At 48.4% G+C, this 22,639-nt stretch carries 22 protein-coding genes; 17 read left to right on the forward strand and 5 right to left on the reverse strand.

Going from position 1 to position 22,639, the window contains the following annotated elements:
* Positions 1-407 precede the first annotated feature (407 nt).
* The 3 genes from AWR26_RS12560 (at position 408) to AWR26_RS12570 (ending at position 2,812) form a co-directional block, all read left to right on the forward strand.
* On the forward strand, positions 408-1,229 hold the full coding sequence (locus AWR26_RS12560) for a hypothetical protein (RefSeq protein WP_064566243.1): 822 nt from the start codon (positions 408-410) through the stop codon (positions 1,227-1,229).
* Between the two features lie 372 nt (positions 1,230-1,601).
* Positions 1,602-2,057: a hypothetical protein gene (locus AWR26_RS12565; RefSeq protein ID WP_064566245.1), complete on the forward strand. Its 456-nt coding sequence runs from the start codon at positions 1,602-1,604 to the stop codon at positions 2,055-2,057.
* Positions 2,058-2,335: 278 nt separating this feature from the next.
* Complete coding sequence (locus AWR26_RS12570) at positions 2,336-2,812, forward strand: GNAT family N-acetyltransferase (RefSeq protein ID WP_064566247.1); 477 nt, start codon at positions 2,336-2,338, stop codon at positions 2,810-2,812.
* A 212-nt stretch (positions 2,813-3,024) separates the two neighbouring features.
* Here AWR26_RS12570 and AWR26_RS12575 read toward each other — a convergent pair whose 3' ends face one another.
* Positions 3,025-4,245, reverse strand: a complete 1,221-nt coding sequence (locus AWR26_RS12575) for an MFS transporter (protein WP_064566249.1) — start codon at positions 4,243-4,245, stop codon at positions 3,025-3,027.
* Positions 4,246-4,395: 150 nt separating this feature from the next.
* On the reverse strand, positions 4,396-5,322 hold the full coding sequence (locus AWR26_RS12580; protein WP_064566250.1) for a LysR family transcriptional regulator: 927 nt from the start codon (positions 5,320-5,322) through the stop codon (positions 4,396-4,398).
* Positions 5,323-5,477: 155 nt separating this feature from the next.
* Between AWR26_RS12580 and AWR26_RS12585 the strand changes: the two genes are divergently transcribed.
* The 11 genes from AWR26_RS12585 to acnB all read left to right on the forward strand — a co-directional run bounded on the left by AWR26_RS12585 (position 5,478) and on the right by acnB (position 17,350).
* Positions 5,478-6,566 (forward strand): 4-oxalomesaconate tautomerase, encoded by a 1,089-nt coding sequence (locus tag AWR26_RS12585; RefSeq protein WP_064566252.1) that lies wholly within the window; start codon positions 5,478-5,480, stop codon positions 6,564-6,566.
* 94 nt (positions 6,567-6,660) lie between these two features.
* A complete protein-coding gene (locus AWR26_RS12590; protein ID WP_064566254.1) occupies positions 6,661-7,905 on the forward strand; it encodes an MFS transporter in 1,245 nt (414 codons plus the stop codon).
* A 72-nt stretch (positions 7,906-7,977) separates the two neighbouring features.
* The gene (locus tag AWR26_RS12595) at positions 7,978-8,841 is read left to right on the forward strand and encodes a fumarylacetoacetate hydrolase family protein (RefSeq protein WP_007372054.1); all 864 of its coding nucleotides are present in this window, start codon (positions 7,978-7,980) and stop codon (positions 8,839-8,841) included.
* A gap of 59 nt (positions 8,842-8,900) precedes the next feature.
* A complete protein-coding gene (gene citC / locus AWR26_RS12600) occupies positions 8,901-9,998 on the forward strand; it encodes a [citrate (pro-3S)-lyase] ligase (protein ID WP_064566256.1) in 1,098 nt (365 codons plus the stop codon).
* 1 nt (position 9,999) lies between these two features.
* A complete protein-coding gene (gene citD, locus AWR26_RS12605) occupies positions 10,000-10,293 on the forward strand; it encodes a citrate lyase acyl carrier protein (protein WP_007372056.1) in 294 nt (97 codons plus the stop codon).
* Positions 10,290-11,165 carry a citrate (pro-3S)-lyase subunit beta gene (gene citE / locus AWR26_RS12610; RefSeq protein ID WP_064566258.1) on the forward strand — a complete coding sequence of 292 codons (876 nt, stop codon included), beginning with the start codon at positions 10,290-10,292 and terminating at the stop codon, positions 11,163-11,165. Before citD ends, citE begins: the two co-directional genes overlap by 4 nt.
* A 17-nt stretch (positions 11,166-11,182) precedes the next feature.
* Entirely contained in the window at positions 11,183-12,703 is a 1,521-nt protein-coding gene (gene citF / locus AWR26_RS12615; protein ID WP_064566260.1) for a citrate lyase subunit alpha, read from the forward strand.
* A complete protein-coding gene (gene citX, locus AWR26_RS12620) occupies positions 12,703-13,248 on the forward strand; it encodes a citrate lyase holo-[acyl-carrier protein] synthase (RefSeq protein WP_064566262.1) in 546 nt (181 codons plus the stop codon). The genes citF and citX overlap by 1 nt, the downstream gene beginning before the upstream one ends.
* A complete protein-coding gene (citG, locus tag AWR26_RS12625) occupies positions 13,223-14,095 on the forward strand; it encodes a triphosphoribosyl-dephospho-CoA synthase CitG (protein ID WP_064566264.1) in 873 nt (290 codons plus the stop codon). Before citX ends, citG begins: the two co-directional genes overlap by 26 nt.
* Positions 14,096-14,129: 34 nt before the next feature.
* Positions 14,130-14,693, forward strand: coding sequence for an RBBP9/YdeN family alpha/beta hydrolase (locus AWR26_RS12630; RefSeq protein WP_064566266.1), 564 nt, complete (start codon positions 14,130-14,132; stop codon positions 14,691-14,693).
* 62 nt (positions 14,694-14,755) lie between these two features.
* Complete coding sequence (gene acnB, locus AWR26_RS12635; RefSeq protein ID WP_064566267.1) at positions 14,756-17,350, forward strand: bifunctional aconitate hydratase 2/2-methylisocitrate dehydratase; 2,595 nt, start codon at positions 14,756-14,758, stop codon at positions 17,348-17,350.
* A gap of 174 nt (positions 17,351-17,524) precedes the next feature.
* On the opposite strand, the gene AWR26_RS12640 is transcribed toward acnB, so the two are convergent.
* Positions 17,525-17,920, reverse strand: coding sequence for a RidA family protein (locus AWR26_RS12640; RefSeq protein WP_064566269.1), 396 nt, complete (start codon positions 17,918-17,920; stop codon positions 17,525-17,527).
* Positions 17,921-18,039: 119 nt separating this feature from the next.
* On the opposite strand from AWR26_RS12640, the gene AWR26_RS12645 reads away from it, so the two are divergent.
* On the forward strand, positions 18,040-18,624 hold the full coding sequence (locus AWR26_RS12645; RefSeq protein WP_064566271.1) for a TetR/AcrR family transcriptional regulator: 585 nt from the start codon (positions 18,040-18,042) through the stop codon (positions 18,622-18,624).
* Between the two features lie 58 nt (positions 18,625-18,682).
* Here the strand turns inward: AWR26_RS12645 and AWR26_RS12650 are convergent, their stop codons facing one another.
* Positions 18,683-19,444 carry a sulfite exporter TauE/SafE family protein gene (locus AWR26_RS12650; RefSeq protein ID WP_064566273.1) on the reverse strand — a complete coding sequence of 254 codons (762 nt, stop codon included), beginning with the start codon at positions 19,442-19,444 and terminating at the stop codon, positions 18,683-18,685.
* Between the two features lie 136 nt (positions 19,445-19,580).
* Between AWR26_RS12650 and AWR26_RS12655 the strand changes: the two genes are divergently transcribed.
* The gene (locus AWR26_RS12655) at positions 19,581-20,492 is read left to right on the forward strand and encodes a LysR substrate-binding domain-containing protein (protein ID WP_064566276.1); all 912 of its coding nucleotides are present in this window, start codon (positions 19,581-19,583) and stop codon (positions 20,490-20,492) included.
* A 122-nt stretch (positions 20,493-20,614) separates the two neighbouring features.
* Here AWR26_RS12655 and AWR26_RS12660 read toward each other — a convergent pair whose 3' ends face one another.
* The gene (locus AWR26_RS12660) at positions 20,615-21,598 is read right to left on the reverse strand and encodes an NAD(P)H-binding protein (protein WP_064566278.1); all 984 of its coding nucleotides are present in this window, start codon (positions 21,596-21,598) and stop codon (positions 20,615-20,617) included.
* A 101-nt stretch (positions 21,599-21,699) separates the two neighbouring features.
* On the opposite strand from AWR26_RS12660, the gene AWR26_RS12665 reads away from it, so the two are divergent.
* The gene (locus AWR26_RS12665; RefSeq protein ID WP_064566280.1) at positions 21,700-22,614 is read left to right on the forward strand and encodes a LysR family transcriptional regulator; all 915 of its coding nucleotides are present in this window, start codon (positions 21,700-21,702) and stop codon (positions 22,612-22,614) included.
* The last annotated feature ends 25 nt before the right edge of the window (positions 22,615-22,639 follow it).

Below are 22,639 nucleotides of genomic sequence, written 5' to 3' on the forward strand. Positions count from 1 at the left end.
TATCAACGCGCAATTGCCGCTGCACTGTCTGTTACCTGCGGCGGCTTATCCAGCCGCTAACCGGGCTCGACAGCAGTTTTACCTTCGCAGTAGGGCAATAAATAAAAATTTCCGCGCGCAAGTGAGAACCTAACGTATATGTCACCACCGTAAAACGCAGGAGCAATTTCTCGGCGGTTACGTCAAGTAAGAGGCTGCTATGTGCAAGGAGCGGACATTGCTGTTAATGGTTTGGCCCTCAACTGTTGAGCGACATCATGACATTCACTTCCGACTACAACATTATCTGGCCGGGATCTCAAAAAATGGATGGAACTAAAACGGCTCTATTTACATAATGACAGGTTGACAACACTGAAAAGCAACAACAAACTTGAGATACATTCAATAAGAAATTGGTTTCAATAATGAGAAAGAAGAAAAAAAATGTACCTGAAGGTATCTGTAAATTAACTTTAAGGAAAGGTAAGTTTGTTGAATCACATATTTTACCTAAAGCTCTCACAGTTCTGAGTAAAACCGGTGAGAAAGCAATACAAGTCGCGCTGAAGATTCCGCTAAAAAAACGTTTCCAGGGATGGTATGACAATCAATTATGTATTTCTGAAGGCGAACACATACTAAGTCAAATAGATGATAAAGGGATAAGGGTACTCAGGGAAAACCTTCTTATTTGGAGTGGATGGCCGACTAATGTTATAGAGCTAGATACATCTGATATTGTAATACCTGCGAAAAATAATGGACAAAAATATGGATTCAGAGTTATTAAAGACTTAAATTGGAAACCAATTAAATTATTCATATTGAGTCTTCTCTGGCGTTCGGCGGCATCAGAAAGAGAGGAAATGGATACTGTTACTATTCCAGGAAGTTTACTCGAAAAGTTACGTATAGCCATATTGAATTACGATTCATTATCGGCGAGGGAATTCCCAATACGATTATATCAAATAGCTGACAAAGGATTCACTCACAATAGAACTCCCATTATTGAAGAAGATACTATTGATTTTGGCTTTCCTATTGGAATAAGAAATTACACTGTCTGTAGATTATATTTAGATGGATTGGTCGCTTATATTACATTAGACCCGGATGAAAATTATTTAGATAGCTCTCAAGCAATGATACTTGGAGGTAGTAATGAAACAATTGTCCTCCTTCATACTTATGAAAACTCTCGTACTTTTGATAATCTTCGTGAAGTAATGGAACAATATAAATAAATTAGCGACATCAGCATGTTATTAAAATTTAAAGTCTGGTAACGTTATCGATGAATTATGAACAGCTATAGTTCATCAAAAAAACATATTCGCGCCAAGAATGCACAATGCGTATTTGAGAGGGCAATGGCCTCTCCAAGCTCACAACTGACTTACATCTATCACCGCTGATTAGTTGTTTTCCAGAAACTCCATATGATGTTTCATATATTTTCTTCATTTTATGAGCGGTACTTCCCAATAATCCCCATTGCCCTATGTCTCGTCTCATCATATCTTTTCCCGGCACCTGCAAAATCAGGTGTCGGGGTTAGCCTCCTGTTCAAACTTAGTGATGGTCGAAGTTAAAAACACACTTAGTGAGGCTGCCTTATGGCTACAACTCCCAACCACATTCATTCTCTGTTAGCGCTTCCTTTTTCCTGTTCAACCGATTTCACCGAGCTGGCTGATAACTGCGAACGATTTGCCGAAGTGCTGGTTGAAACGCATGAACCGGCGGAAAAACTAGCGCTCTGCGGCAAACTTTCTTCCTGCCTTAACTTATTACGCACGACATTACACGAACCGATCCCCGCGCATTTAACTGAATCTCTGACCGTCGAGTTTTTACCTTATATCCCGGAGTTTGCACCGGAAAGCGATGCATTGTGCCGCTATTGCGAGGAGCTAACGCGGTTGCTGATTAATGGTTCGCTGTCCACTGATCAGTCCCGCGTAATGGGGGATTTGCTGCTGGAGCTGGTAACATTTTTTGCTGAGCGCCTGAAAGCGCCGCGCTGGATAAAAACCGGGCAGGGGATTATTGCGCTGGACGCGTTGAATTAAATCCTGTCGTGGATGAAGAGTTTGCTGCATATCGCAGCAAACTCTGTGCAGATGTCAGGGGATATAAACCACATAGCCCAGTAACACTCATCTCCGCCTGTCAAAATGGGTTGCGCATTTTACTGAGCAAGATATTCAACGCGCCATAAAGACCAACATGAGTGTGTGTTTTATGCTGACAGAACCACAGAGACAATTTATCTTTGCTATACAGTCAGATAAAAACAATAAGTACCGTTAGTTATTGCAGAATACACACCAAAATAAAGGGAACACGAATGATTGAATTTCGCCCAATGCGCGAGGATGAATATCCTGGTTATCTGGAATATTTCATTACGGATTATGCGCGGGAAATTGCGTCAAACTACCGGCTTTCTGCGGAAGATTCTCTGGCAAGAGCAAAGCAGGAAATCGAGGAAGATCTTCCTGAGGGAGTAAATACACCAGGCCAGGTTTTGCTGTGTCTGATTGCCAAATCAGACAAAACGGATAAGCATGTCGGTTACCTCTGGTATAAACCCGATGCTGCCATGCGTACCGTCTTCATCTACGATTTTCATATTTTCAACGCCTTGCAGGGGCAAGGTTTGGGTAAACTTGCTCTCCGGACGTTTGAGCATGAGATGCGGTGTAAAGGCGTTGAACAGATCAGGCTTCGCGTTGCCGGCGACAACGATCGTGCCCGGCACGTATATGAAGCCATCGGTTTTGGCGTGACAGGAATCAACATGAGCAAGAGTATAAAAGAGTAGATACACGCATATTGCATCACCTACGCAGTAGCGCAAAAGTGCCGGGATAACTTCTCCATCGGCACTGTGCGTTCTTGTCTACCGGGGCAATAACCTTAATTTCAACATCGAATCTGGCAAGCCTGATAACGAGTCTGGATAGGGTGGTTGCGGGAAGCAAGATAAGCAGGCCGCTGCAGCTCATCCGAAAGCCATTTGGGCCAGCGTGCGGCTCAGTCCGCCCCCGCCTTTAATGCCCGTGCGGATGCATGCTCAATAAGTACGCTCGCATATCGCCACCAGATAAGCAGTGCCACAAGCGCAATGGCGCTCAGCACGCTGAACGCGGTGGCAAAGGAGTAATTACCGGCAATCATCCCTGTTAATGCCGGGCTCATTGACGCACCCACTCCCTGCATTAGCATCACCACGCTTTGCCCGGCGTTGACGTGCCCGCTGTCGCACAGCAGCGCCACAATAAAACCGGGCACCACCACGCCGAGGATACCCGCAGCCGCGCCATCCAGTATTTGCACTGGCACCATCATCAGCGGGGCAGCCGAGGTTGCTGCCAGCGCGGCCCGCAGAGGCATTATCAGCAACGCCAGCATAATTAATCGCCAGTAACCGTACTTATCGATTCGCCGGGAAACCCAAATGGCCACCGGAATCATCACCGCCTGAGAAATAATCACCGTGGCGGCAGCATATAAACCGGGATTCATGGCGCCTGGCGTGGCAGCGACGCGCATGCTGAGCATGGGTAACAGCGCGGCATTGGCCAGATGAAACAGCATCAGGGTCAATCCGGTAATCAAAAGTGCCCGGTTTTGGGTGAGTACCGAGAGCCCCGGCAGCGGTTGGGGAACAGAGGACTGGATACCTCGCGCCGCATCGTTATCGATATCTTTACTGCGAATCGCCAGCAGCGCACACAGCGTTAACACGGTCGTACAGGCCATCAACAGGAAAATACCGCCGACGCCCCAGTACCAGGCAATGCCTCCGGCAATCAGCGCGGTAAAGAAATTCCCGGCGTGGTTGAATGCCTCATTTTTACCCATTTGCGCATTAAAGCCGCGTTGCCCTGTCAGGCCCAGCGTAATCCCCGTGATCAGCGGGCCGACAAAAGCCGCACATATTCCGCTGACTATTTGCGAAAGCGCGACAACGCTGTTTTGCTGGCTGAACCAGAGCAGAAGTGTACTTGCGGTAATCATTATGCAGAGCAGGGCCAGCAGAGTCCGTTTGTTTTTGGACGTGTCGGTGATAAATCCTGCCGGAAGCGTCGCTAATAATCCTGCCACGCCGCCCAGCGTCATCAGCAAGCCGATATCATCCGGTTGCCAGTGGCGCTGGGTGAGAAATATCCCCAGAAAAGGGCCGAGACCATCGCGGACATCAGCAATAAAAAAACTCGTCAGGCACAGCGCCCTCAGGGAACGAAGAGACATATTTCCGGCCTTTAGCATAGTTAACTCACTCTGTTAGCAATGGCATATGCCTCAACAAAACTCAGCAAATTATTCTCATTAAGTGTATCGGCGTTTGATGAAAATAAGATGTCGCGCGAAACAACAGTTTCGCCTCTGATTTCTATGGCTTTAATTGCTAAATTTTCCAATCCAGGGGCTGGTGTTATCCTGAGACCACAGCTTCATCAACATTTCGCGAAATTTTTCCGCCGCAGGGCTCAACGAATTTCCCCTTCGGACAACTAAGCCAAGAGTTCTGCGGATAACCGGCTCAATAAGCGGCCGACTCACCAGAACATGATGCTCATCTGTCGGCATTGCCAGGCTGGGAACCACGGCCACACCTAAACCGGCCTCAACCATCCCAAGAGAGGTGGAAAGATGCCTTACCTCGTAAAACCAGTTTGGTCGCCAGTCAAATCCTTCCAGCGCCTGATCAATCAGCAGCCGGTTGCCACTCGATTTACGGACGCCAATCAGCCTGAGCCCGGCAAGATCTTCCCACATCACAAGCGATTTTTTTGCCAGTTCGTGGTCTCGTTTACAGGCGAGAACGAAAGGCTCATTGACCAGCGGGGTAAACTCAATATACGGGTGTGTGATATTTATCATATTTATTCCAAAATCTGCATCGCCATTAAGCACAGCTTCGAGGCAGTCGTTGGCACTATGCTCAAGTATGCGGATGCGAATATTTGGGTAATGTTCGTTGTAATCACGAATAACGGCGGGCAAGAAATAGAAGGCTGCGGTGGGTAAACAGGATAGCGTAATCACGCCTGTCTGATGCGTCGCCATTTCTTTGATACTGAGTATCGAGCTTTCATAAAAATCTAAGAGATTCTTTGCCTTAGGCAGGAAGTCTCTTCCTACTGCGGTAAGTTTTACTCGCCGGGTTGAACGCTCAAATAGCGTTGTACCCAAACTTTCTTCAAGCTTTTTTATTCGTCTTGTTAATGCTGGCTGAGAGATGTGTAAAAACTGTGACGCTCTTGTAAAGCATCCAATTTCTGCAATTTTAACAAAAGCTTGAACGCCCTGTAATTCATGCTGCATTTTTCAAACCTTCTGGTTGCCCTGTCATTTAGCCATCTTAGCCGAAGGCTGATTAATGTGTAAAACGCATCAATCCTTCGTTTTTTGACATTAGAGTTATTTATCCGCTTATGGGACGCTTACTACATCATTCAACATGTGGGAAGAGAAAACCTATGTTCAACATACCTTGCGTATTGATGCGTGGTGGCACGTCTAAGGGACCGGTTATTCTGGCGAGCGACTTACCCGCCGACGTTCAGGAGCGAGACGCAGTTCTGCTGTCTTTGATGGGGGCAGGCCATGAACTGGAAATTGATGGTATCGGTGGGGGGAGCCCACAAACCAGTAAAGTGGCGATTGTAAGCCTTTCGGATAGCCCCGATGCGGACATTGACTATCTTTTCGCGCAGGTCATGGTGAAAGAGCGGCGAGTGGATACAACGCCAAACTGTGGAAATATGTTATGTGCCGTTGGCCCCTTTGCCATTGAAAAGGGACTGGTTGCGCCTAAAAATCCGGTAACAACAGTACGTATCCGCAATCTCAACACGGGAACATTCGTTGATGCCGAAGTGCAGACGCCTGATTACCGGGTGAGTTACGAGGGCGATACGCAGATTGATGGCGTGCCGGGTACTGCTGCTCCTGTCGGTTTGACGTTCCTGAATTCCGCAGGCTGCAAAACCGGTAAGTTGCTTCCGACCGGTAATACAACGGATGTGTTTGATGGTGTTGAAGTCACATGCATTGATATGGCAATGCCGATGATCTTAATCGATGCACATCAGATGGATAAAACCGGCAGTGAATCACCGGCTGATCTGGATTCTGATCTGGCGTTTATGCAACGTCTCGAAAAAATCCGTCTCAAAGCAGGTGAGGCGATGGGTTTTGGCGATGTAACCAACAAAGTTATTCCTAAACCCGTCCTTCTTAGCAAACCCACGGCAGGTGGTACGATTAAGGTTCGCTATTTCATGCCGCATAATTGCCATAAATCACTTGCTATTACTGGCTCTATTGGTATTTCTACTGCAACGATAATCGACGGTTCCGTTGCGCAGAAGATCATTAGCGACCAACCCAAAGATGCATTTACCAATATTGTTAACATTGAGCATCCGAGCGGCAAGATCACAGTTTCTTTATTAAGGTGCGGAAATAAAATAGAAAATACCCGTGCTGCTGTAATCAGAACGACTCGTAAATTATTCGAGGGTAATGTTTGTGTTCCGGAAATCGCCTTAGCGGAAGTTATCTAAACGTTAGCCAGCCTTTGAAAATCTGAACGTATTAATACCTTTAGCCCGCAAGGGTTAAGAAACTCTGTACCAGAAATATAAAGTTGAGGATATTATGGCTATAACTAATGTTAAAAATAATTCAGGTGGTACTGGAGATGTTAAAGCAAGTCAATACATCCGTGTGATTTTTGCTTTAGCACTTTCAGGATTGGCTGAATTAGCTTCTTTATTTTTTATTCAGCCTTTGTTACCTGTGCTTGCTGTTGAATATGATGTTCCTGTCCATCAGGTAAGTATTATTCTTTCGGCAGAAACTGCCTTGCTTGCGATTGGTTTATTGTTCACGGGTACGCTTTCCGATCACTATGGTCGTAAGCGACTAATTATCGTCTCCTTACTGCTTGGCGGGCTTCTGACGGCTCTTTGTCCGTTGGTACAGTCGTGGGCCATGCTGGTGGCGTTGCGAGCAGTGATTGGGCTGGCATTGAGCGGCATTGCCGCGGCGGCAACAGCTTATATTAGCGAGGAAGTGGCACCGGTCGTTGCGGGTGTGGTAACGGGTTACTTTGTCTTCGGGAACTCGATGGGCGGGATGTCTGGCCGTATCGTCGCCAGCCAGTTGATCGACCATATTTCCATCAACACCATCTTCTATGGTTTTGCAGCAAGCCTGATTATTGTTGCCGCGCTGGTATTCTTCACTCTGCCAGCCTCTAAAAAATTCACACCTACTGAAAACCTGAATGTTTTTCGGGTGGTGAAAGGAGCCGCCTCACATTTTAAAAATAAAAAACTCGCCCTCGCTTTTGTCATTAGCTTCATCATTTTTGGTACTTTCACTTCTCTTTACAACTACCTGGCATTTTTCCTTAAGGGTGAACCGTTCCATATCTCTCCTGCGAACGCCGGGCTACTCTCATTCAGCTTTGCATTGAGCTTTTTCACTGCGCCGCAAGCTGGTCGTTTATCCGCTAAATATGGCAGCATGAATGTTCTTCGCGCGTTATTCGCCATCATGTCTTTGGGCATGTTACTGACATTAACCCCGAACGTAATCACGTTCATTATAGGCGCAGTCATCTTCACCGCATGCTTCTTCGGTTGCCACTCCATCGGCCTGAGCTGGGTGAGTAAAAACGCCACACATGCACGCGGGCAGGCAGTAGCTCTCTATTTATTCTTCTACTACATGGGCGGCTCAGTGATTGGTTTCTTCAATGGCTTTGTTTTCCACGCTACCGGCTGGGCTGGCATGACAGCATTTATTATTGCTTTGCTGGTGCTGGGCATGATTGTGGCGACACACCTTGCCTCAGGGACTAAGGCGAATCTTGTTCCAGCAGAAACTGCAAAGTAACCGTAATAATTACATCCCTCACGGCCAAAATTGGCGTGAGGGGGTAAAGCTAAATAGTCATTAGGTGTCATTATGAAACTTGCAAGTTATATCCATCACGGTCGTAAAAGTTACGGCATTTATACTGAAGCCGGTATTATCGATCTTGGTCAAAAAATTGGTCAGCAATATCCTACATTGAAAGATCTTCTGCAATGGGATGCTCTCGCTGTTGCAAAACAGTATGTTGATTATCCGGCGGATATTACTGATAAAGATATTACTTTTTTACCGGTTATTGAGGAGCCAGGGAAAATTTTCTGCGTGGGAATGAATTATGCAGAAAAAAGAAAGGAGTTCGCTGAAACGAACAATGCGCCGACATTATTTATTCGTTTCGCGGATTCTCAAACCGGGCATGCAAGACCGGTAATCAAACCGAATATTACTGAAGAATTTGATTACGAAGGCGAACTTGCCGTTATCATCGGAAAAGCGGGCGAAAATATTATTCGCAGTGATGCGCTGAGTCATGTCGCAGGATATAGCTGCTACATGGATGGCTCTGTTCGTGACTGGCAGCACGCATGGTTTACAGCGGGTAAGAACTGGCGTCAAACCGGTGCTTTTGGGCCCTATATGACGACTGTCGATGAAATCCCGGATCCGCACGCTTTATCCATTCAGACATATTTAAACGGCATGCTGGTTCAGAATGATTCAACAGCCAGTATGATTCATAAAGTTGCCGATCTGATTTCATATATCAGCACCTTCACTACGCTTAGCCCTGGCGATGTCATTATTACTGGCTCACCGGGTGGCGTCGGAAAAAAACGTAATCCACCTCTGTTCATGCACGAAGGGGATTGTGTTGAAGTGACAATCGAAAAATTGGGACGACTGACTAATACAATTGTTGAATCAACAGCGCAATCAAATCTATTAGCCATTTAATTTACGCACAATAAATACACAACTCAGTGTCGATTAATATCAGGTCAGGAACCATTCAGATGTACGCCGAAAAAATGCCAGAATTCGATACTGTTGAAACGAGCAACGGTGTTCTCAAAGACGAGATTATCCGGTTTCTGCAAAGTAATGGATTAGGAATAGATGATGATGTCGAGCAGTTCGTTATTGCTCGTGCAGGCAAAGAATTAATTGCCTGTGCTGGCCTCGCGGGCAATACATTAAAGTGTATTGCCGTTCACATTGAATGGCGCGGAACATCCCTGGGGCTGCAGTTGATCCGTGAAGCTGAATATCTGGCAAACCAAAATGGCGATCATCATCTGTTCCTTTTAACCTGTCCTGATAATGTCAAATCTTTCCGTGGATGTGGCTTCTATCCCTTAGCCACCCTTGAGAATAAAGCGACGTTGATGGAAAACACCCCAGTTGGCATCCATCGTTACTGCAAGAAACTGCGTGCTGATTATTTCATCCCGGCAGACAACATTGGCGGAATCGTGATGAATGCGAATCCGTTCACGTTAGGCCATCAATTTCTTATTGAACAAGCTTCCCGGGCCTGTCATTGGCTGCATGTTTTTGTTGTCGAAGAAAATTTGTCTCAGTTTTCCTTTAATGACCGTATTGCAATGGTACGTGATGGCGTGAAACATCTCGTCAATGTAACGGTACACCCTGGTTCCAGATACATTATTTCTCGCGGCACGTTTCCCGGCTATTTCTTAAAAGAAAAACAGGTGGTTAATGATGTGTATTCCGCAATCGATTTGATTATTTTTCGGCGTTACATTGCGCCATCGCTGGGGATTACACATCGTTTCGTTGGCACTGAGCCATATTGTAAAGTTACCGCCCAATACAACCAGGCAATGCACCACTGGCTTGAAGATGAATTCGTCATTCCCTCTAATGCTATTACGGTTCATGAAATAGATCGAAAAACTGATGCGAATAATTATCCCATATCAGCATCGGCTGTTCGTTCCCTCTTGAATAAAAACAAACTGTCAGTTGCAAGAAATATGGTACCAGAAAGCACTATGCCTTATTTACATAACTGGCTGAGAGCAAATCACCATGACTTGCCGGAACCCCATCTGGCAGGGAATCTCATGAGTATTAGCGTAGGACATTAAAATGAAAATTGTACAGGCAGCTCTGGCGGGTACGCTGGAATCGAGCGATCTAATGGTTAAAGTTAGCCCTTCGGACGCCGGGCTGGATATTGTTATTAACAGCGAAGTAATGAAGCAATTTGGCGAACAAATTACTCAAGTGGTCAAAGAAACGTTAACGGCATTTAACGTCACTCATGGACAAATTATTGTGGATGACAAAGGTGCGCTTGATTGTGTTATTCGCTCCCGCATGCAAGTTGCCATTATGCGAGGAACATGCAGCGATGAAATTAACTGGGAGAAATTACAATGAAAAAATTACGTCGTAGCATGCTTTTCTTACCAGGCTCAAGTGCTGCCATGTTATCTACTGCTTTTATTTATAAACCCGATTCGATCATGTTCGATCTTGAAGATGCGGTTTCTTTGAGGGAGAAGGACAGTGCGCGTATTTTGGTTTTCAATGCGCTCCAGCACCCCATGTATAAAGGTATTGAAACGGTTGTACGGATTAATCCTCTGAATACACCCTTTGGATTGAAAGATCTTGAGGCGGCTGTGCGTGCCGGGGTCGATGTCATTCGACTCCCTAAAACGGATACGCCGGAAGATATTCACCAGCTTGAACGTGAAATTGTACGCATTGAGGAAAGCTGTGGCCGTAAAGTCGGTTCCACGCAGCTGATGGCGGCTATTGAGTCTGCTGTTGGCGTCATCAATGCTGTTGCAATTGCCCGCTCTTCAGATCGCCTGATGGGCATTGCATTAGCCGCATTTGACTACGTAATGGATATGCAAACAGAGCGCGGGGATGGTACTGAACTGTTCTATGCGCGTTGTGCGGTTTTACATGCGGCGCGTGCGGCTGGTATCGATGCTTTTGACGTTGTCTATGGCGATGTTAACGATGAAGAAGGCTTCTTAAAAGAAGTCGATTTAATTCGCCGCATGGGCTTCAACGGTAAATCTTTAATTAATCCCCGGCAAATTGAGCTGCTTCACAATGCCTATGCACCAACCCAGGAAGAGGTTGATTACGCAGAACGCGTAATTGCTGCTGCCGAAGAAGGTGAGCGTAGTGGACTGGGTGTGATTTCTCTGAATGGCAAAATGATTGACGCGCCAATAATCAATCACGCCAGAGTGGTTCTTGAGAGAAGAAAAGCATCAGGCATTCGCCACTAATTGACAGGATAATAAAGATGAGCAAATTAATTGAAGCTTTACAAGAGCAGGCCGGGCATTCAAAAAAATATGTTGCATTTACTCATGCCAATGCCGCAACGCCTTATCTTGCAGATGCTAAACAAAAATATCAGCGTAAGCTTTGTGAAAGTCTGGATGAAATTTTAGACCGCTGCGAACTGCATGATGGTATGACAATTTCATTTCATCATGCCTTCCGTGAAGGTGATAAAGTTATCAATCTCGTGGTAGATAAACTTGCCTCATTGGGTCTGAAAGGGATTACCCTGGCATCCAGTTCATTAATGACCTGTAATGCCCCTTTAATTAATCATATTCGTAATGGGGTGATTACGAAAATTTATACCTCCGGTATGCGTGGGGAGTTAGCTGATGCTATTTCTCATGGTCTGATGGCGGAACCGGTACAAATTCATTCGCATGGCGGTCGTGTTAATCTCATTCAGAAAGGTGAAATTAATATTGATGTCGCCTTCCTGGCTGTCTCCTGTTCCGATGAATATGGCAATGCCAGTGGTAGTGGTGGTAAGTCACGCTGTGGCTCTCTGGGTTATGCAATGGTTGATGCAACATACGCGAAACGTGTTGTACTGCTGACAGAATCCATTGAACCTTTCCCTTATATGCCTGCGAGCATTGTTCAGGATCAGGTCGATTACATTGTTAAAATTGACAGTGTTGGTGACCCTGCAAAAATCAGCGTCGGTGCCGCCCGCGTAACCAGTAATCCTCGTGAGTTAATGATCGCGCGTTCAGCGGCTGATGTGGTTGAGCATTCGGGTTACTTCGAACAAGGATTTTCAATCCAGACAGGTTCAGGCGCGGCTTCAACGGCATGTACGCGCTTTTTAGAATCGCGCATGAAAAATAAAAACATTACTGCGAGTTTCGCATTGGGTGGTATCACCGGCAGTATTGTCGATCTTCATGAGAAAGGGTTGATCGCAAAACTGCTGGATACCCAGAGTTTTGACAGCGCTGCCGCTGCCTCTTTAGCCAGAAACCCAAACCATGTTGAAATCTCAACCAACGTTTACGCTAACCCGGCATCGAAAGCGGCATGCTGCGATCGGGTCGATATTGTGATTTTAAGCGCCCTTGAAATTGATACAAATTTCAACGTTAACGTGCTGACGGGATCGGATGGTGTGATGCGCGGCGCGTCCGGCGGTCACTGTGATGTTGCTGCCGCAGCGAACCTGACAGTGGTTGTTGCGCCGCTGATCCGCAGCCGAATTCCGACCGTTGTGAAGCACGTTACAACATGCGTTACACCGGGTGAAAGTATCGATGTATTAGTTACCGACCACGGTATTGCGGTAAACCCTTCACGTCCTGAAATTTATCAGCGACTGGTGGATAAAGGGTTACCTGTCGTGAGTATTGAAGATTTATATCAGCGTGCGCTGGAAATCTCCGGTCATCCAAAAGCCATCGAATTTACGTCCAAAATTGTGGGCGTTGTTCGTTACCGCGATGGAAGCGTCATTGACGTTGTGCGGCAGGTTAAAGAGTAATGGACACTATGGCAGGCGTATCGTGCACACCCATTTCTTTGGATCAGTTACTGGCAGCCAGAGAAGCTCGTTCGTACCAGCAACAACTCTGGTTGACCCGTTGGGAACAAACCCTGATTTCTACAACCCTGGTCTGGCCAGGTGAGGTAAAAGATACGCCTGAATCAAGGGCTGTCATGGTGGCAGCAAATGAAGCACTCACTGCGCTGATCGCCACCAATGGCTGGGAAATCATCAGGCACGACGCTCGCCATTTTGTTACCGGGCCAGAGTCATTCTGGTCCGTCAGCGCACCCGCATCACAGGTAAAAAAGGCCACAATACACCTGGAAGAGAGCCATCCACTGGGAAGGTTGTGGGATATCGATGTGTTTTGCCCGGATACCGGTTTATTGAGCCGCACATCTGTCGGTGAAAACAAAAGACGCTGTTTCATCTGTGATGAGCCGGCACATGTCTGTTCACGAATGCGGCGACATTCGCTCCACGCCTTACAAGCAGTTATGGGGGATATGATTGATGACTATTTCTGCCATCAGAAATGAACCGTTCATTCATGAACTTAACATTGCAGAGCTGGCTGCGGAGGGGATGTACCGCGAAGTCATTCTGACACCCAAACCAGGGCTGGTAGACCGTCATAATAATGGGTCGCATACCGACATGGATTTCAACCTGTTCATGTCCAGTATCGCAGCAATTGCCCCCTGGTTCGCGTTGTTTGTTGCAAAAGGCCGACAAACAGCTAAGCAAGAGCCCAGGCAGACACTCCTTGCCATCCGACCTGTGGGGCTTGCTTGTGAGCAGGCAATGTTCAGAGCGACGGGGGGGATCAACACCCACAAAGGGGGAATCTTTTCGCTGGGCCTGTTTTGTTCTGCTGCCGGGCGGCTGAAAGGTAAGGGCGAAGTTATCAATCGCGGAGCACTTTGCCGGGAAGTTAGCCTGATCTGCGCCGGTATGGTGAGCCGGGAGTTGAAACACAATGGCGATGTGAAAACCAAAGGTGAACAACTGTTTCGCGATTATGGCTTTACCGGAGCGCGTGGGGAGGCTGAAAGTGGCTTTGCGACGGTAAGGATTCATGGATTACCCGTATGGGAAAACGCCATTAACGCGGGTTATTCGCCCGAGGAGTCTTTACTGCGGGTTTTGCTTTCATTAATGGCTCACAATCCGGATACCAATATCCTCGCGCGTGGAGACCTCAAAGGGTTGCGCTATGCACAGCGATATGCGGCCAGAATCCTGCGCATCAAACACTTCACCGGCAGCCGGTTCAGGCAGGCGCTTTTAAATATGGACAACGCGTTCATTGCCCGAAATTTAAGTCCGGGAGGAAGTGCGGATCTGCTGGCCGTCACCTGGCTGCTGGCGAATTTTCCGGCCTGAAAGGCTGGAAAATTAAGGACTGATGGAATTTACTATGACCATACCGCGTCTGTTAAAGCTGGATGATTCTTTCACCACGATTCTTGTTCCAGGATTAAGAGATAGCGACGATTACCACTGGCAAACCTGCTGGGGGCGTCGTTTACCTCGCTGGAAAAGAATAAGCCAACGAAACTGGTTGCAGCCGGATATTGAAAATTGGGGCGCAGCGATTCGCAGAGAATTAGCCACCTGTACTTTGCCCGTTATTTTGATTGGGCATAGTTTTGGCGCGCTTGCATCCTGGTACCAGGTCCAGAGCAGAGCGGTAAATGTTGCCGGGATTGTTATGGTTGCGCCTGCTGAACCTTCACATTTTGAACTTGAAGACGTTGTCACTGCGTCGAAGTTAAAAATACCCGGAATGGTCTTTGCCAGTCACAATGACCCGCTTATGTCATTCAATCGCGCTGTATTTTGGTCTGACAGTTGGGGATGCGAACTGATAGATGTCGGCGATGCTGGTCATATTAATTCTGAATCCGGATTTGGCGAGTGGGAATATGGCCTTGAAAAAGTATCAGAATTTGGAGAGATGCTATTAAAAACAGACAAATGAATTTTTTAATGTAGATGACACCCTGACACATTTTTAATTTCCTGTTATAAGGTCGAAATCCTATGTTTGAAGCATATAAAATACATGTCGCTGAACGGGCAAAAAATGGCATACCAGCAAAGCCGCTCACCGCTCAGCAGACCAGCGAATTAATTACTCTCCTCGAAAATGAACAGTGTGAGGAACGAGAATGTTTAATTAATCTGTTAATTAATCAGGTTTCTCCTGGCGTTGATGCCGCTGCGAAAGTTAAAGCGGAATTTCTTGATAAAATCATTAAGGAAAAAACAAATCAATACGGCATTACTCCCGAAGACGCTATAAATATTCTTGGCACTATGCAGGGTGGATACAATATTCAACCTCTTATTGATGCGTTAGATGACGACCAGTTGGCTCCTTTAGCGGCTATTAAACTGAGCCACACCATTCTTATTTTTGAAAAATTTAACGATATCGAGCAGAAAGCCGGTAATGGAAATACTCATGCCAAAGCGATTATTGAATCATGGGCTAATGCCGAGTGGTTTACCGAACGCGCCGGGCTTGATGAAAAAATCACCCTGACCGTATTTAAAGTCCCCGGTGAAACAAATACGGATGACCTTTCTCCGGCACCTGAGGCGTGGTCACGCCCGGATATTCCCCTGCATGCGCTCTCAATGCTGAGTTCTGTAAGGGAAGGGGTGAATCCTGACCAGCCGGGACAATGCGGCCCGATATCTCAGATACAGGCATTAAAAAACCAGCAATATCCTCTTGCTTACGTCGGGGATGTGGTGGGGACCGGTTCTTCACGAAAATCTGCGACGAACTCAATCCTGTGGCATATCGGCAAGGATATTCCTTTTGTGCCGAACAAACGCTGCGGGGGTTTTGTCTTCGGAGGGAAAATTGCGCCTATCTTTTTCAATACCCTGGAGGATTCCGGTGCATTTCCCATTGAGCTGGATGTCTCTGGTTTATCAACGGGGATGCTGATCGATCTCTATCCGTACAAGGGCGAGATCCGCAACCATCACGATCAAACGCTGATTGCCTCATTTCGCCTGAAAACTGAAGTTTTGCTGGATGAAGTACAGGCAGGCGGCCGCATTCCGTTGATCATTGGCCGTAGCTTAACAGCAAGAGCCAGGGAGTCTCTGGGGCTGCAAACAACGTCCATTTTCAGAAAACCAAAGGTGCCTGAACCTTCTTCTGCAGGATTTACACTGGCGCAAAAAATGGTCGGCAGAGCGTGCGGGGTTGAAGGTATTCGCCCTGGTCAATATTGTGAACCTAAAATCACCACGGTGGGTTCGCAGGATACGACCGGCGGGATGACGCGCGATGAACTGACGGATCTTGCATGCTTAGGGTTTTCTGCCGATCTGGTCATGCAGTCGTTTTGCCACACATCCGCGTATCCAAAACCTGTCGACGTTAATTTGCATAAGACGCTGCCTCAGTTCATTACCAGCAGAAAAGGCGTTGCACTTAAACCGGGCGATGGAATTATCCATTCATGGCTTAACCGTATGCTCATCCCTGACACAGTGGGGACGGGGGCTGATTCACATACGCGCTTTCCATTAGGGATCTCATTCCCTGGCGGTTCCGGACTGGTCGCTTTTGCGGCGGCCACTGGAATTATGCCTCTCGATATGCCTGAATCTGTGCTGGTCCGCTTTAAGGGTGAAATGCAAAAAGGGATCACTCTGCGCGATTTAGTGCATGCGATTCCTTACTACGCCATTAAGCAAGGGTTGTTGACGACCGAGAAGAAAAACAAGCGCAATATTTTCTCCGGCCGTATCCTGGAAATCGAAGGTTTGCAAATGCTAAAAGCTGAACAGGCCTTTGAACTGGCCGATGCCTCCGCTGAGCGCTCTGCTGCTGCCTGCGTGTTACGTCTCGAAGAAGAGAACGTTACGGAGTATTTGCGTTCCAATGCCACTTTGCTGCGCTGGATGATTGACCAGGGTTATCAGCATGCGCCAACGCTTGAAAAACGCATTGCCGAGATCGAAGCATGGCTGGCGAATCCGTCATTACTGAGTGCAGATGAAAATGCTGAGTACGCGGCAATCATTGAAATCGATCTGGCTGAAATTACGCAGCCGATTGTTTGTGCGCCAAATGACCCTGACGATGCCCGTTTACTGTCCGATGTCGCCCGCACGCCAGTAGAGGAGGTTTTCATTGGCTCCTGCATGACAAATATTGGTCACTTCCGGGCTGCCGGGAAATTGCTGGCAGAGTCCAAAGAGATTCCTGCCCGGCTGTGGATTGCTCCGCCAACCAAAATGGATGCACAGCAGCTTTCCAGCGAAGGGTATTTTAATAAGCTCATCCGCTCCGGAGCGCGAATTGAACCGGCTGGCTGCTCACTTTGCATGGGCAACCAGGCTCGGGTTAAAGAAGGGAGCAGCGTTGTCTCCACATCAACCCGTAACTTTCCGCACCGTCTTGGTACCGATGCAAAAGTCTTCCTGGCATCAGCCGAGCTCAGTGCGATTGCCGCAATGCTTGGCAAAATGCCAACCGTTGAACAGTATCTCTGGCACATGGACAGGATCAATGATACCCGGGAAGATACTTATCGTTACTTAAATTTCCATCAGTTAGCTGAGTATCAAACAGCGGGAAATGAACGCATTGATGTCGTAACGATTTAAGCTTCACGGTGCTTGCTGCTGGCCTGATAGCCTGGTGTGAATGATCTTAATCGGCGTAAATCTTTTGCCGATTAAGATCAGAGTGACAACGTCGGGTTGGTGTCGGCATTGCCCGGCCATGCGCGCGAAGCATGAACGACACCAATACCGGCATCAACATGCGCGTTCCTGTTTTTATCGCGCAGGAATTCGGGCAATAACCTTAATTTCAAAATCGAATCCGGCAAGCCAGGTAACGCCTACGGCAGTCCAGTTTGGATAGGGGGGCTGCGGGAAAATCGCCTGTTTTATCTGCATGATTGTCGGAAACTGGTTTTGCGGATCGGTATGAAAGGTCGTGACATCAATCAGATCATCAAACGTACAACCTGCGGCGGCAAGCGTCGCTTGCAGATTATCAAATGCCCGTTGCACCTGCGCGGCAAAATCCGGCTCCGGTGTACCGTCGGCGCGGCTACCGACCTGGCCGGAAACAAACAACAAATCTCCGGAACGGATGGCGGCGGAATAACCATGTTCTTCATAAAGCGCATGGCGGTTAGCCGGGAAAACGGGTTCTCGCTTGATCATAGGGTTTCCTTTTTCAGTGAATGTTGAAAACGAGAAGCAGGGGGCTGACAAATCGTTTAATATACGCGGCGTATGTTAAATTAATATCACATACGCCGCGTATGTCAAAAGGAGATCGTATGATCAAGCGTCGTAGCGAAACGATGGAAGAGAACCGGGCCAGGTTGATCGGTGCAGCACGAAAGGCGTTTGCAGAAAAAGGCTATGCTGCCGCATCAATGGATGAATTAACGGCCAGCGTAGGCCTGACGCGCGGTGCGCTCTATCACAACTTCGGTGATAAAAAAGGGTTACTTGCTGCGGTTGTCGCGCAAGTGGACGGTGAAATGGCACAACGCGCAAAAGCGGTTGCGGCCACTGCCGACGATGAATGGGAGAGGTTACTGGCCGAAGGGATGGCCTATATCAAAATGGCTCTCGACCCGGAAGTGCAGCGCATTGTTTTGCTCGATGGTCCGGCGTTTCTCGGCGACCCGGCGCAGTGGCCAAGCCAGAATCGCTGCCTGGAGTCCACCCGCCAGGCGGTGACGAAAATGATCGAACGCGGCATCCTCAAACCGGTGGACGCCGATGCTGCTGCGCAGATGTTAAATGGTGCGGCAATGAATGCCGCACTGTCGATTGCCGCCAGCGACGATCCACAAAAAGCACTCCCCAACTATATCGAGGTGTTTACGCTACTGGCGAGCGGCTTACGCAATTAATCACAGCGTTTGCCGACTTTCACTGGCGCGCCAGCCCCGTAATTCATTGCTGTTTAATTCAGTGGATCGTTTCCCATAACAGCTTGATCAGCAGGCTGCACGCCAGTAACAGGAAAAGTCGGCGTATCCATTGATTTCCTCCCTTGAGCGCAATCTGTACGCCGATAAAGGAGCCACTGATGGCCGCGATCCCCAGCGGAATAGCCAGCCCATAATCAATAAGACCGTGTGGAATAAGAAAAAACAACGTCGCGAAGTTGGTGCCAAAATTGACGACTTTGGCGCAGGCGGTTGCCCGTAAAAAATCAAAATGGAAGAAACGGATAAACAAGAACAGCAGAAAACTTCCCGTTCCCGGACCAATAAATCCGTCATAAAAGCCGATAGCAAAGCCCAGGAAAGCACCTTTGATGAGATCGGCCCGGGTAGGTGCCTGGCTGGTATCAAGATGACCGAACTGGGGTTTGAACCAGGTGTAGGCCACCATCACCGCCAGCACGACGATAACAACCGGGCGCATCCACGCGGAGGGCATAAAGTCCAGCAGCCGGATCCCCGAGTAAGCGCCGACAACCGCACTGATTGCAGTGGGCAGAATCAATGGCCAGGGCAGGCGCAATCTTGTCATAAACTGCCTGACAGCCATCAAGTGCCCCATAACAGAAGAGAGCTTGTCGATCCCCATAATTTGCGCAGGCGTGAAATGTGGCAGGGCGCTGTAAAAGGTCGGAATAGTGATCAGTCCGCCACCGCCGACAGCCGCGTTAATGATCCCGGCAATAAATGCGACGGGAAGCAGCAGGTAAAGTTCGGAGTGCATTGGTGTTCCTTGCTGAAATGTCAGGCGCTAAGTGTTTGCATTGACGTCATATTTGCTGGCGGCAGCCATGGTAGGATTGCCTTGTTTTACTGTCCAATATATAAATAAGCATCAATTTATATATCCGGACATATAAGTGGAATTTCGTCATCTCCGCTATTTTCTGACCGTCGCACAAGAACTGCACTTCACGCGCGCCGCAGAAAAACTCAACATTGGCCAGCCTCCGCTGTCGCAGCAGATCCAGTCACTTGAAGGCGAGCTGGGTGTAAAACTCTTTAACCGGACGAGACGCAGTGTGGCGCTGACGGAAGCTGGTGAGCATCTCGTTATTCAGGCGAAGGAAATATTACGCTTAAGCGGTAATCTGCAGGCTGAATTACGTGATATTGAGCAGGGTAAACGGGGGGAGTTGCGAATTGGGTTTACCACCACCGGTTTATTTGTGGATGAGCTCAGCCAGCCGCTTAAAACCTACCGACGTCATTATCCTGACGTCAGGATCTCTCTGAGCGAGATGTATTCCCGCCAGCAGTTTGACGCGCTTCTTCAGCAGGAAATTGATATCGGCTACGTGCGTCTTACCCCCGGCACCCGGCAGGATGGGCTCGACATCCGCATCCTCAGGCGTGACCGGCTCTGCGTTGTTCTGCCCGAAGATCATCCTCAAGCGACGGCCGATTCTCTGCCCATTGCTACCATGCGTAACGCGTCGTTTATCTTTTACCCGGAAACATCAGGAGCGGCAGTTCCTGCGCTGGTCAGACGGCTTTGCCAACGGGCCGGATTCACGCCAACCATTGTCCAGGAAGCCGCAGAGGTGTTGACGCACATTGGATTGGTCGCGGCGGGTGTGGGAATTTCTGTTCTGCCCAGACCGGTTGACAACCTCAGACCTGGCGGGGTGGTGTTCATCCCGTTGGCGGATGACGATGCGGAGTTATGTATGGCGCTGGTGACGCGAAGCGAAGAGAGGAATATGAGGATCCTTAACTACCTCAACCTGGTTGCGCTAGCTTCTCAGGATCAGAAAGGCGAGCCTGATTAATTGGCCTGCCGCGTGTGCAGGCCTGCCTGATCATACCTGGCGGAATGAGCATTTAATTCTGGCTTCTAAGCCGGATATCTCCGGCTTAGTTCTTCATTGATACACCCAAAATCGCCCTCCGTTCACGAAGGCGCGAATAACGCGTGATCAATACAGCCCAGGCCGATTAACGTGGTTCGCACGGCCTCAATCAGTGGGGTATGCGGTTCATGGCCTAAAAAGTCGATCAGTTTTGCATTGTCCATCTGTATTGGCTGTTCCCACAAATATCGCATCTCGCGCATCTCACGCAGCGTGGTATTGAACGGTGCCATCGCAAAGATAAGCCACCAGGGAAAAGAGGTTACCTTCGCTTTAATCCCCGCAAGTTGTGCGACACTTTTTATGGCTGCTGCCATCGCCGTACCATCGGCATCCCAGTGCCCCCGCATATGAAAACAGGCAAACGGTTCGAGTTGGTCCCGACGCGCCAACAGCGCAGCGAGTGTTTCGGCGACATCCGGCAGCCAGGCCCATTGATGGCCTGTTCCGGCTTTACCCGGGTTTTTAATGGTCCGGGGAGGTTGACCTGGAGTGATCCATCCCTGTGAAAACCAGTTGTTACCTGCATCAGGGCCAAAGAAATCACCTGCCCGCAAAATCAACACCTTTCCGCCACGCTGCGCGTAAGCGAGCAGTGCCTTCTCCATTTGCACCCGTATAGCCCCTTTTTTGGTGACGGGATTTTGAGGTGAATCCTCCCGCAAGAGTGGAAAGGCGTCCGGACCATAATTGTAAACAGTGCCCGGAAGAACGATTAATGCGCCATTTCGCTCTGCGGCATTGATGGTGTTCTGTAACATGGGCAGAACCAGTTGTTCCCAGTTTCGATAACCCGGCGGATTAACGGCATGGACAATCACGCTACACCCTGACGCCGCCGCCGCGACCTGCTCAGCATTCAGCGCATCGCCCGTTATCCACGTGATATTTGCGTGTTCTTCATTTTGCGGGGCGTTGCGACGCAATGCATGAACGTCCCATTTTTCACGAACGAGTTTACGCGCAACTTCGCCACCGATTCCGCCTGTTGCGCCCAATATGAGTACCTTGTTTCTGTTTTTCATTCTCTTACCTTTAGCGGATGTCTGCTTGATGCTTGACATCGTAGTGCTGGCGCAAGCTAAATGTAATTGCATAACATCAGATAGCAGGTATGCATTTTTGTATGAATACAAATATTCCATGGGAATGGTATCGAACCTTCCTGGCGGTGATGAAAGAAGGCTCTCTGTCGGGGGCAGCCCGCATGCTTGCCATTACCCAGCCCACAGCAGGGCGCCACATAGCGGCACTGGAATCCGCACTTGGTCTGGTTTTGTTTACACGTTCTCAGACTGGCCTGCAGGCCACGGATGCAGCGGTCGCCATCCAGGATCATGCGCAAGCGATGGAAAATACGGCCAGCATGATTGAGCGAACGGCTGCCAGCTTTAGTTTCCACACCGCCGGGTTGCATGGCGTGGTGCGCGTTTCTGCGAGCGAAATTATCGGCACGGAGGTGCTTCCACCCCTGATTGCACGAATTAAAGAGGATTATCCGCAGCTTACCATTGAACTGGTTCTGTCTAACCGAATGCAGGATTTATTAAACCGGGAAGCGGATATTGCCGTACGCATGACCACACCGGTGCAGGAGCAACTGATTGCACGCCGATTGGGCCGTATTGAAATTGGTCTGCATGCATCACATCCCTATCTGGCCCGGCATGGTGAACCGGAAAGTATTGACGCGTTGTTCACGCATGCGCTGGTGGGCTTTGATAAAATGACGCCGTTTATTTTACAGGCGCTGAAACACTATCCTCAGTTGAATCGTGAAACATTTACCTTACGTACAGACAGTGATGTAGCGCAGTTGAACCTTATTCGCGCAGGTGCGGGCATAGGGATGTGTCAGGTTCAACTGGCCGATTTTCCTGTCCCATTAAAGCGATTGATGGCTGATTTCTTTGCATTCTATCTCGATACCTGGCTGGTGATGCACGAGGACTTGCGCCACAGCCAGGCCTGTAAAACGGTGTTTAATATTCTTGCCGAGGGCTTACAGTCTTATATCAATAAAGCAAGTCACTCGGCTTAGCTAACGCCTTTGTAAGCAGAGCAGG

This window comes from Kosakonia oryzae (assembly GCF_001658025.2).
Classification (GTDB): Bacteria; Pseudomonadota; Gammaproteobacteria; order Enterobacterales; family Enterobacteriaceae; genus Kosakonia; species Kosakonia oryzae.